The 11,109-nt window shown below is 62.8% G+C and carries 11 protein-coding genes and 1 pseudogene; 8 read left to right on the forward strand and 4 right to left on the reverse strand.

Translation table 11 applies throughout. The features are described 5' to 3' along the window. Window positions 1-31: 31 nt before the first annotated feature. On the forward strand, window positions 32-850 hold the full coding sequence (locus tag PVZ78_RS12195; protein ID WP_273828738.1) for a helix-turn-helix domain-containing protein: 819 nt from the start codon (window positions 32-34) through the stop codon (window positions 848-850). A gap of 123 nt (window positions 851-973) precedes the next feature. Beyond that, the gene (locus PVZ78_RS12200; protein ID WP_172834877.1) at window positions 974-1,465 is read left to right on the forward strand and encodes a hypothetical protein; all 492 of its coding nucleotides are present in this window, start codon (window positions 974-976) and stop codon (window positions 1,463-1,465) included. A gap of 9 nt (window positions 1,466-1,474) precedes the next feature. Here the strand turns inward: PVZ78_RS12200 and PVZ78_RS12205 are convergent, their stop codons facing one another. The 4 genes and pseudogenes from PVZ78_RS12205 to ccoN form a co-directional block, all read right to left on the reverse strand. Next, on the reverse strand, window positions 1,475-1,870 hold the full coding sequence (locus tag PVZ78_RS12205) for a hypothetical protein (protein ID WP_110176006.1): 396 nt from the start codon (window positions 1,868-1,870) through the stop codon (window positions 1,475-1,477). Window positions 1,871-2,892: 1,022 nt separating this feature from the next. Next, a pseudogene (locus PVZ78_RS12210) lies at window positions 2,893-3,207 on the reverse strand (PAAR domain-containing protein); the annotation flags it as partial. A gap of 107 nt (window positions 3,208-3,314) precedes the next feature. Beyond that, entirely contained in the window at window positions 3,315-3,542 is a 228-nt protein-coding gene (locus PVZ78_RS12215; protein ID WP_009048794.1) for a hypothetical protein, read from the reverse strand. A gap of 75 nt (window positions 3,543-3,617) precedes the next feature. Beyond that, the gene (gene ccoN, locus PVZ78_RS12220) at window positions 3,618-5,045 is read right to left on the reverse strand and encodes a cytochrome-c oxidase, cbb3-type subunit I (RefSeq protein ID WP_009048795.1); all 1,428 of its coding nucleotides are present in this window, start codon (window positions 5,043-5,045) and stop codon (window positions 3,618-3,620) included. A gap of 470 nt (window positions 5,046-5,515) precedes the next feature. Here ccoN and PVZ78_RS12225 point away from each other — a divergent pair, with 470 nt between their 5' ends. The 6 genes from PVZ78_RS12225 to tpx all read left to right on the forward strand — a co-directional run bounded on the left by PVZ78_RS12225 (window position 5,516) and on the right by tpx (window position 11,103). Next, window positions 5,516-7,189, forward strand: coding sequence for a nitrite/sulfite reductase (locus tag PVZ78_RS12225; protein ID WP_009048796.1), 1,674 nt, complete (start codon window positions 5,516-5,518; stop codon window positions 7,187-7,189). A 55-nt stretch (window positions 7,190-7,244) separates the two neighbouring features. After that, window positions 7,245-7,739, forward strand: coding sequence for a DUF934 domain-containing protein (locus PVZ78_RS12230; RefSeq protein ID WP_009048797.1), 495 nt, complete (start codon window positions 7,245-7,247; stop codon window positions 7,737-7,739). 220 nt (window positions 7,740-7,959) lie between these two features. Next, entirely contained in the window at window positions 7,960-8,925 is a 966-nt protein-coding gene (locus PVZ78_RS12235) for a hypothetical protein (RefSeq protein ID WP_029527216.1), read from the forward strand. A 191-nt stretch (window positions 8,926-9,116) separates the two neighbouring features. After that, window positions 9,117-9,785, forward strand: coding sequence for a DUF3313 domain-containing protein (locus PVZ78_RS12240; RefSeq protein ID WP_016704733.1), 669 nt, complete (start codon window positions 9,117-9,119; stop codon window positions 9,783-9,785). A gap of 385 nt (window positions 9,786-10,170) precedes the next feature. Then, window positions 10,171-10,395, forward strand: a complete 225-nt coding sequence (locus PVZ78_RS12245; RefSeq protein WP_050899140.1) for a hypothetical protein — start codon at window positions 10,171-10,173, stop codon at window positions 10,393-10,395. A 207-nt stretch (window positions 10,396-10,602) separates the two neighbouring features. Continuing rightward, a complete protein-coding gene (gene tpx / locus PVZ78_RS12250) occupies window positions 10,603-11,103 on the forward strand; it encodes a thiol peroxidase (protein WP_009048801.1) in 501 nt (166 codons plus the stop codon). The last annotated feature ends 6 nt before the right edge of the window (window positions 11,104-11,109 follow it).

Genomic DNA, 11,109 nt, shown 5'->3' on the forward strand with positions numbered 1-11,109 from the left:
CACAGCCCCGCGATCTATCAAGAAATTTCATATGCCCGGCGTGCTGAGCGACAAGGCCCAGGGCTACGAGCTGCCGCGCCGCGAGCTGCTGGGCGGCACGCTCGACCTGCAATTGCTGCCGCGCGCGGCCTACAGTGCGCGCGATCCGTTGCAGTGGCAAAGCCTCGGCGTGAGCCTGGAACGCCAGCGGGGCGTGCATGCCATCGGCAGCGACCGGCGCGAGGATTTCGACAGCTGGCCGGGGACCCTGGCCTTGACCCCGGCCGGGGTCGAGGTGTTTTCCGAGTCGCCCCACGGCGGTGAATACCTGCTGCTGCGCTGGCTGGCCGAACCACAGGGCCTGGATATCGCCAGCGGTTCGCGGCGTCTGCAGCTGCCAGGACATGCGAGGGCCCTGGCGCTGGGACGGCAGGCGCGGCGGCTGTTGCTGGACCCCAACCAAGATCAGTTGGCCCTGGAACAATGCGCCTTGCAGTTCGCCGGCCTGGCCGTCCTCGACAAACCACCGACCAAAGCTGTCAGGCGCACCGAGTTCAGCCGGGTGCTGACGCTGATCGACCAGCAGTTCGCCGAGCCCCTGTCACTCTCTGAACTGGCGGCCTGCAGCGGGCGCAACGAACTGCGGTTCCTGCGCGACTTCACCCGCGCCATCGGCATGACGCCCCATGCCTGGATGGTCGAAGTGCGGGTCCAGGCGGCGCGCCGGCTGATCGAGCACAGCGACCTGTCGCTCGCCGCCATCGCCCTGGAAACCGGCTTCGCCCACCAGTCCCATATGGGCAGCGCGTTTCGCAAGATCCTCGGCCTGACCCCCAGCCAGTACCGCGCCCTCCGCTGCGGGCGGGGCTGAGGGCGAGCGCGCGTTCACCGTTCGGCAGCCGTGCCGCCAGGGTTCGGCTTTTAGTCATACGACGCGGGCGTGCATCTGCCATGATCGAGTTCCGCAATCGCGGTTCCTCGAAGAGGCATGAACATGGACGACGTACAGCAACTGGGCGAGATGCTTCGCCACTACGCCGAAAGCGAAGCCCACAAGAAACAGCTGTTCGAAAGCCAGTCGGTGGTCTGGACGAACCGTATCACTGAGCTGTTCGACCATATCCAGCAGTGGCTGGCGCCAGTGCTGATGCCGGACCTGCTGGCCTTGACTCGCGAACCCTACGTGGCCTTCAGCCCCAGCGTCCCGGTGGAAACCTCGACCTTCAAGACCGAGAAGCTGACCATCGTCATCGCCGGCAAACCGGTGGAGTTCGTGCCCGATGTGATGGGCGCCGCCGGGCAGATTTCCCTGGCGGTGATGGGCCTGACCGCCGCGCGTTACGGCAGCGTGTCCCTGGTGGGCCTGCCCGACGGCAGCTGGCAATGGCGCAAGGCCAATGGCCTGAAGGAACCCGACGTCTTTACCTTCGACGGCAACTTCCTGGCGTCGCAGCTGCAGGTGCTGATTCCCCGGGAGCGTGGGTGAGGTCAGGGATCAGGGCTGCGGAGCTGGCAGCACCTTGAGTTGATAGATCCTCTGCGCTTTCTGCCCTGGGCATTGAGTCCCGTAGCTACTGGCATACGCGTTGATGGTATAGGTGCCCGGCGTCAGCGGTTTGCCAGTGATCAGCACGTAATGGGTTCTTTTCTGGTAACTCAGCTCCAACCCCTCGGGCAACGGGTAGTCGGGGTGGATATAAAAACCGGTCAGCGGCGTATCGGCGCCCACCACCTCCAGCTTGACGCTGAACGGCTGGCCGGCGACGGCACTGGGCAGTGTCTCTGGCTGCATTGTGAGATCCGGACGGGTATAGCAGCCGGGAACAAATCCCAGCCCACAACCGCTGAGCATGAGTGAAAGAGCAATAGCGGAAATCAGTGCGCGCTTCATGGGAGTTTCCTGGGGGCCGTTCAAGGGATCTTGCTGAACACAAGGCCGCCGTATATGTATTTGAGAATGGTCTGCAGGGTCGATCCCGCTGGGATCTGATGCAACAACTCACCCCAGGAAAAGATCTTCGAGGAACTGATGGTGTCACTCGGTGCAGTGGCCGGGGTGATGGGGCCGGATAAGGTTTTTGCCGGTTGCTCCCAGGTAACCCAGTGGTTTTTCATTTGCCCTGCATTGGCTGCCAGCATCCCCGCGCCGATAAGGGTCGCGACATGAGTACCGGGGCGAATGTACTGGAACAGTTCGCTCAACTGATTCTGGTTTATATGGGACGAGAACTGGGTGTTGTCGAAAAGGATCTCGGCTCCTGCTTGCTTGAACCATTTTCTGAGCCCCGCGGGCAGGGTGATCCCAGAGAACATGTCATCCGGTTCGTCATAGGCGAACAATATGTTTTCACTGTCACGCAAGCTGGCCAGGGTGATCCAGTCGATAGCCCAGATGCGGTCACCTTCTGCACCGTGACTGAAGTTTTTTGGATTGCAGGCGCCGTGGCTCGGCTTGATGTGCAACTGCCCGATGGTCGTTTCACCGGTTTCCCAGAGCTCGGTGATGGCTTTTGCGTACAGGTCGGGGCGATCCATCAACAAGGCATAGAAGAAGGTGGCCGGACCGCAGAGGCTGGTCTCTTTCTGGTCGGGGTAGGCGCTGATCGGATGAAAGCGTTTCAGGCTGCCACCCTGCGCCTTGGCCAGACGAGCCTCGATCTGCTCGTGAATCTTGCTCTTCTCGAACGGGTCTCGTGGGGTGCCCATGGGGTGAGCCGGATCGTTGAAGACCCGCTCCTTTATCGGTGCTGCCTGAAAGTCGTCGAGAATTTTTGCTGCTGCCACCAGCGGATTGCTGACGGCGGCCGGGATGGTCGGGGCCAGCGCTGCTACAGCTGGCGCGCCAGTCAGCGCTGCGGCCTGCGGGGCAGAAGGCGCGGGAGGCAGCAGGGCGGCCACGACGGCAGCTGTGTTCGGCGTCGCCGACACCGCGCTGACGGGCGCCGCTGTAACGGTATCGCCAATGATCACACTGCCCGAACCGCCGACGATAATGCTGCCGTGGTCACCGGTACTGCTCTGTACCGCGGCATTGCGGCCATTGATGAAGACGGTTGCCGACACCCCACCGACGATCGCCGCACCGCAGGCGCTCTGGTCGTTGTGCCGGGCCGCGGCCAGGCCGTCGAAAAGAACATCGGGGGAGCCGCTGACGATGGGGTTGGTGCCGTGGCCCGGCATCGGGCAGGAAGTCGGGTCGGTTACCCGCGCGGCCGGTTTTCCGCTCATTCTAGAAACGTCCGTGTTTGTTCAGCGGCGAAGACTAAGCGAAACACCCGCCGTTGGCCAATCGGGCTCCGTTGCAGTTACAGCGGCGGTCAGGCTGCGAGGCGGGGTCAGATCTCCACATTGCCCCAGCCCGGCCGGGCTTCGGTCGGTTCCGGCGCCACGGCGTCGATCTTCTTGCCGGTGGCCAGTTCCACCCGGCGCGCCACGTCCGGGTCGTCGGCGAAGGGGATCAGGCTGGCGTCGTCGAGGCTCTTGGCCGATTGATGACGCAGGCAGTAGCCGATGCTGAGGTAAAGGAAGGTCACGCCGAGCAGGTCAAGGGCGAATTCGATCATCGGAGGGCTCGCTGTGCTGCAGGAGAGGGATGAACGACGCGGGCCGGGTGTGGCTCGCGTCGTGCTCTTGGGCGATCAGGCGATCTGGGCGTCGCTGAGGGCCAGGCGCGGGTCGGCCACGCGCACGGTGCGCCAGGTGTTGTAGGCCATCAGCAGCATGCCGCTGAGGAAGAACACGCCCCCGGCGAAGCGCACGATAAAGCCCGGGTGGCTGGCCTGCAGGGCTTCGACGAAGGAATAGGTGAGGGTGCCGTCGTCGTTGACCGCGCGCCACATCAGGCCCTGGGTGATGCCGTTGACCCACATCGAGGCGATGTAGAGCACGGTGCCGATGGTGGCGAGCCAGAAGTGCAGGTTGATCAGCGGGATGCTGTGCATCTGCTCACGGCCGAAGACCTTGGGCACCATGTGGTAGATGGCGCCGAAGGTGATCATCGCCACCCAGCCCAGGGCGCCGGCGTGGACGTGGCCGATGGTCCAGTCGGTGTAGTGGGACAGGGCGTTGACCGTCTTGATCGCCATCATCGGCCCCTCGAAGGTCGACATGCCGTAGAAGGCCAGGGACAGCACCAGGAAGCGCAGGATCGGGTCGGTGCGCAATTTATGCCAGGCGCCCGAGAGGGTCATCATGCCGTTGATCATGCCGCCCCAGCTCGGTGCCAGGAGGATCAGCGACATGGCCATGCCCAGCGATTGCGCCCAGTCCGGCAGGGCGGTGTAGTGCAGGTGGTGCGGGCCGGCCCAGATGTACAGGGTGATCAGCGCCCAGAAGTGCACGATGGACAGGCGATAGGAATACACCGGGCGCCCGACCTGCTTGGGCACGAAGTAATACATCATCCCCAGGAAACCGGTGGTGAGGAAGAAGCCCACGGCGTTGTGGCCGTACCACCACTGGACCATGGCGTCGGTGGCGCCGGAGTACACCGGGTAGGACTTGAACCAGTCCACCGGGATCGACAGGTGATTGACCACGTGCAGCATGGCGATCACCAGGATAAAGGCGCCGAAGAACCAGTTGCCGACGTAGATGTGCTTGGTCTTGCGCTGCACCACGGTGGTGAAGAACACGATGCCGTAGACCACCCAGACCACGGCCATCCACACCGCGCCGGAGAATTCGATTTCCGCGTATTCCTTGGTGGTGGTGTAGCCCAGCGGCAGGGTGACCAGCATGATCAGGATCACCGACTGCCAGCCCCAGAAGGTGAAGGCGGCGAGCTTGTCGGAATACAGCCGCACCTGGCAGGTGCGCTGCACCGCGTAGTAACTGGCGGCGAACTGGGCGCTGCCGGCGAAGCCGAAGATCACCAGGCTGGTGTGCAGCGGGCGCAGGCGGCCGAAGCTGGTCCAGGGCAGGTCGAGGTTCATTTGTGGCCATACCAGCTGGGAGGCGATCCACACCCCCATGGCCATGCCGATCACGCCCCAGGCCACGGTGGCGATGACGAATTGGCGCACCACCTTGTAGTTGTAGGCCGGTTCCATTGTTGCTGTGCTCATGGTCAATGCTTCCACGGTTGCAAAGGCTTGCCAGGCCACCCGGCCTGGCATGCCATGCACTGTAGAAAGCAGCGGCGAAACAAAACAGGCTCAGAAAAAAACCATTAATACGGATCAGATTTGCCCGCCTACCGGTGCAGGTCCGGGGCCGGCTGATACGGTTTTTTAGTTTTTACCTGAATCTGTAACGCTCTGAGCCGTAAGGGCATAGTCACCGCCACACCAAAACCCCCGGATCACCCCTGGAATGCCATAACCCCGTGGCCCTGTAGCCGCTGCCGAGCGCAGCGAGGCTGCGATCGGCTGCAAAGCAGCCGCAAAGACCGACACATGTGTTCTGTCAGCCAGACCGCATCGTCCGGATTGCGAGCGCTACGCGCTCGATCGCAGCCTCGCGTTGCTCGGCAGCGGCTACAGGATTGCAGTGGCTTCAGGGGCGGGATTGGGGTCAGCACTGATGAGGCCGTGACATGTATCACTATGACGAGTACGACCGGGCCCTGGTCTTTGAACGGGTGGCGCAGTTTCGCGATCAGGTCGAACGCTTCATGGCTGGCGAGCTGAGCGAAGAAGAGTTCCTGCCGTTGCGCCTGCAGAACGGCCTGTACATGCAGAAACACGCCTACATGCTGCGGGTGGCCATCCCTTACGGCACCCTCAGTGCGCGGCAGATGCGCACCCTGGCCAGCATCGCCCGCGACTACGATCGCGGCTACGGCCACTTCACCACCCGGCAGAACATGCAGTTCAACTGGATCGAGCTGGCCCAGGTGCCGGACATCCTCGAACGCCTGGCCGGTGTCGAGATGCACGCAATCCAGACCTCCGGCAACTGCGTGCGCAACATCACCACCGAAGCCTTCGCCGGGGTGGCCGCCGACGAGCTGATGGACCCGCGGCCCCTGGCGGAGATCCTGCGCCAGTGGTCGACCATCAACCCGGAATTCCTGTTCCTGCCGCGCAAGTTCAAGATCGCCATCTGCTCGGCCCGCGAGGACCGGGCGGCGATCATGATGCATGACATCGGCCTGTACCTGTACCGCGACTGGCGCGGGCAGATGCTGCTGCGGGTGATGGTCGGCGGCGGCCTGGGGCGCACGCCGATCCTCAGCCAGCAGATCCGCGACGGCCTGCCGTGGCAGCACCTGCTGTCCTATGTCGAGGCGGTGTTGCGGGTCTATAACCGCCACGGCCGGCGCGACAACAAGTACAAGGCGCGGATCAAGATCCTGGTCAAGGCCCTGGGCATCGAGGCCTTCGCCAAGGAAGTGGAGGAAGAGTGGCAGCACCTCAAGGACGGCCCGGCGCAGTTGACCGAGGCCGAATACCAGCGGGTCGCCAGTGCCTTTATCCCGCCGCTCTACGAGCGCCAGCCAGCCACCGATCTCGACTACGGCAGCCGCCTGGCCGAGGAACCGGCTTTCGAGCGCTGGGTGGCGCACAACGTCAAGCCGCACAAGGTGCCGGGCTACGCCAGCGTGGTGCTGTCGACCAAACCCGGCAGCACCTCGCCGCCCGGAGACGTGACGGCGGCGCAGATGGAGGCGGTGGCCGAGTGGTCCGAGGCCTTCGGCTTTGGCGAGATCCGTATCGCCCACGAACAGAACATCGTCCTGCCGGACGTGCCCAAGGCCGCGCTGCATGAACTGTGGCGGCTAGCGGGCGAGCAGGGCCTGGGCTGCGCCAACGTCGGCTTGCTGACCGACATCATCGCCTGTCCCGGCGGCGACTTCTGCGCCCTGGCCAACGCCAAGTCGATCCCCATCGCCCAGGCGATCCAGGCGCGTTTCGATGATCTGGATTACCTGCACGACCTGGGTGACATCAGCCTGAACATCTCCGGCTGCATGAACGCCTGCGGCCATCACCACATCGGCAATATCGGCATCCTCGGCGTCGATAAGAACGGCAGCGAGTGGTACCAGATCACCCTCGGCGGCGCCCAGGGCAAGCACAGCGCGCTGGGCAAGGTCATAGGCCCGTCGTTCAGCGCCGAGGAAGTGCCCGGGGTGATCGAACGCATCATCGCCACCTTCGTGCGTTACCGGGAAAGCGAGGAGCTGTTCGTCGATACCGTGCAACGCATCGGCCTGGAGCCGTTCAAGGAGCGGGTCTATCCGAAAGTGCTGGAGGCGCAGCCATGAGCCAGCACTGCGACCGGGCAACAGAAAGCACAGCCGTGAGCGAGAGACTAAAACCATGAACAATCTGTTGCGCTTGCAGGATGGCCAGGCTGGGCGGGTCGAGGACGATCCCTGGAACCTGGTGCGCGAGGTGGACGGCCCGCTGCCCGAGGGGGCGCTGATCTTGCCACTGGCCCGCTGGCTGATCCGCCGCATCGAGCACGAGCCGGCGCGGGACGGGGTCTGGCTCGGCCCGGACGATGAGGTGGAAAGCCTCAGGCCCTGGCTCAAGCTGATCCCGCTGATCGCCCTGGATTTTCCCAGCTTCCGTGACGGCCGCGCCTACAGCCAGGCCTACCTGCTGCGCACCCGCCTGGGCTGGATGGGCGAACTGCGGGCGGTGGGCGATGTGCTGCGCGACCAGCTCAGCCATATGCGCCAATGCGGTTTTGACAGCTTTGCCATCCGCGAAGACAAATGCGCCGACGACGCCCTCAAGGGGCTGGCGGGCATGAGTGTGCTTTACGGGCGCTCGGCGATCGAGCCGCGGCCGCTGTTCCGGAGGCGCTGAAGAGGGGCGCCGGCACCGGCCGGCGCTTCCATCGATGCTCACCGTCGCCCGTGAACAGGGCAGGCAACGGCCATTGTCTGGCCGCCAGGGGCATTTGTCCTTGGGTCGCTGATGGCACTTTGGTAGAGTCCCACCCCTTATGAAGGAGCCAGGGATCGGCGTCCGGCGATCAGTCGCAGGCGTGCCTGGCATGGGCCATCCATGGAAGAGAGTCGCGGCTGTGAGCGTTGCTAAAAAGATACTCGGGTTGTTTTCGTTGTTGCTGATCCTGACCCTGTGGGTCGGCTATTTCTATGTGTACCAGGATGCCCGCAGCGGGCGCCTCGGCGACCCCCTCGACAGCTACGGCTGGTGCGGCCCCGCCGCGGATTCGCCGCATTCCTTCAAGCGCGACTATCTGCTGCTCAGGGTCACCAACAGCACCCAGGGCGAGTTCAGGGTATCGGGAGAGGTCAACGTTTCCGAACGCACCTACAACCGCTACGAACTGGGCCGCTATCCGCTGAAATTGCGCCTGGAGCCGTTGCAGTCCACCTACAGCCTGCCGCCGCTGTTCTTTGAAGAGGTCAAGGTCAAGCCCTTGAACCGCAACTTCAATTCGCCGCACAAGAACGCCTACGCAGACCTGGAAAGCCGGCCGATCCGGGTGATCGGCGAGTCCAGCCGGTTTCCCTTCGAGGTCTACCGTTACGGCTACAAGCCGGTGCTGTACATCCTCAAGGGCAACGAGCAGGTCGACCTGCCGTTCAAGCGCATCACCACGCAGATGAACCTGTCCAATACCTTCACCCCGACCCGGATGTACAACCCGGCGGACTACATCGCCGAGCAGAACAGCCTGGTCCAGCCCGGCGACTATCCGGCCTATGGTGCCAGCGAGTGCGCCTTCAGCATCGAGCGCAAAGGCTCGTTCAAGATCATCGTGCTGCTGTTGTTGCTGGTGCTGTGCCTGCCGCTGCTGATGGTGCTGTACCGCGACGAGCCGACCATCGACTTTCTCGCCACGCTGCTGGGCGTGGCGGCGGTCCGGGTATTCCTGGTTGGGCCGCTGCAGGACTATCAGTTGTACGGCATCGACTTCGTGTTTGGCGCGGTGATCGTCCTGGCCGGGACCTTTTCCCTGCTCAAGGCCATGCGCATCGACGCTCGGCGCGAGGCGGCGGCAAGGCGCGGAACGACTTGGTAACGGACGGGCTGGTAACGGGCCTGGGCAAGGTGCGGCTTTGACGCCGCACCTGTATCTGTCCGATCCGACAAGAATTCTCTGGCCTGCTTTGGCGATTAATCCGCTTTTGCTGTGCTGATATGCCCGCTATTGGCTATACCTAAATTTCCTCAAACCAGTAGCGCTTCCGGATTTCTGACAGGAGTTACCCCATGAAGCTCGCATCAATGATGAGCACGCTGTGCCTGGCCACCCTCGGGTTGGTGGGCTGTTCCAGCAACGTCACCCAGCCCGACGAGTATTCCGGTTTTCTCGGCGACTACAGCCAGCTCAAGGAGGCCAAGTCGCCGTCGGGCGTAGAAGTGATGCGCTGGGTCGATCCCAAGCTGGACCTGAAGCAGTACCGCAGCGTCTATATCGAGCCCACCCAGTTCTATCCCAAGCCGCAGCCGACGGTGAAGATCCCGCAGAATACCTTGTACGGTATCAACCGCTATTACGACGAGGCGCTCAAGCGCGAGATCGGCCAGGCCATGCCGCTGGCCAGCGCACCGGGGCCAGGCGTGATTGTGGTGCGCGCGGCGATCACCGCCGTGAGCAGCAAGACCGAAGGCCTGAAACCCTACGAAATCATTCCCATCGCCCTGGTGGCGGCGGCGGTGAGCACGGCCAGCGGAATCCGCGACCAGGAGACCACCCTGGGTACCGAGGCGCAGTTCATCGACGGCGGCAACAACAAGGTGATCGCCCAGGTGGTGCGCAAGGGCAGCGGCAAGCCGCTGCAGAACGACACCCAGGTCATGCAGCCTGCGGACGTGAAAAACGTCATCGACGGCTGGGCCTCAGACCTGCACCAGTCCTTTAAGAAACTGAAAAAGTAGTTGGGGCCGGGGTATCTCCCGAGCATTTTTTTGCCCACTGCGTCGGGGTCAGGGCGGGTGCCTGGCCCCGTCAACGAGCAGCTCCGGCAGTCAATCAAAAGCACAGGTTTCGCTGGCGAGGCGAGGGCACAAGGCCTGCCGACGGCATTGTCCATGGCAGGTTTTTTCCGCCCACAGCAGGGTGACGGGCTCCTGGATCGAATGGCAGCGGAGCTTCAAGGCCTGCCTGGATGTTCATGTGAATGGTGATGATTTCCATGTGTTTTGAATGGTTAAGTTAATGTGATTTATCAAGAGTAACAAATTCAATAAAAACATATAGTTATATAATATTTGTGATGTTATTAATTGCATATTATTGATGCTCTCAAGGAGCTTTGCTGGCATGCCTGTGGTCGGACGCACGACTTTTATCGCCGGTCTCAGCCCGGCCCAGGCGCTGGATTTCTGCCTTGAAGGCGCCAACTTCCCGAAGATCTTTCCCGGGCGCATCAGCCCTGTGAAAGGTGTGGGTATCGATAGCCTGCGGCTCAGTGCCGGGCGCCAGTTCAGCTTTCGGCACGGGATGTGGGGGTGTCATACCGGCGACATGGACGCTGGTTATACGTGAGGTCAGCGCGCTGGCCGGGTTGACGACTGTCGCTTCGAGCCTGCGGGCTGGATGGCGGCGGCCTCGCGTCCTGTATCCACTCAAGGGCGCAAAAGGGCGACAATTTGTATCCCGGGCATAGGTAGCCGGAGCGTTTCATGTTTAACTTCCGGCCTCTCGATGTTCTTTACAGCTGTTCAATGACAATCGTTTAAAAGGACTCCGTTCATGGCTCAAGTCACCCTTAAAGGCAACCCGGTTCAAGTCAACGGCCAACTGCCACAAGCCGGCTCCAAGGCGCCAGCGTTCTCCCTGGTGGGCGCCGGCCTGGCCGACATCACCCTGAGCAGCTTTGCCGGCAAGCGCAAAGTGCTGAACATCTTCCCAAGCGTCGACACCCCGACCTGCGCCACCTCCGTGCGCAAGTTCAACGCCCAGGCCAACGACCTGAACAACACCGTGGTGCTGTGCATCTCGGCTGACCTGCCGTTCGCCCAGGCCCGTTTCTGCGGCGCCGAAGGCCTGGAAAACGTGCAGAACCTGTCGACCCTGCGTGGCCGCGAGTTCATCGAAAACTACGGCGTGGCCATTGCCGACGGCCCGCTGGCCGGCCTGACCGCCCGCGCGGTGGTGGTGCTGGACGAGAACGACACCGTGCTGCACAGCGAGCTGGTCAAGGAAATCGCTGAAGAACCTAACTACGACGCGGCCTTGGCCGTTCTGAAGTAACAGGTT

It is taken from the genome of Pseudomonas sp. SBT1-2 (assembly GCF_028640875.1).
In the GTDB taxonomy this organism is placed as follows: domain Bacteria; phylum Pseudomonadota; class Gammaproteobacteria; order Pseudomonadales; family Pseudomonadaceae; genus Aquipseudomonas; species Aquipseudomonas chlororaphis_I.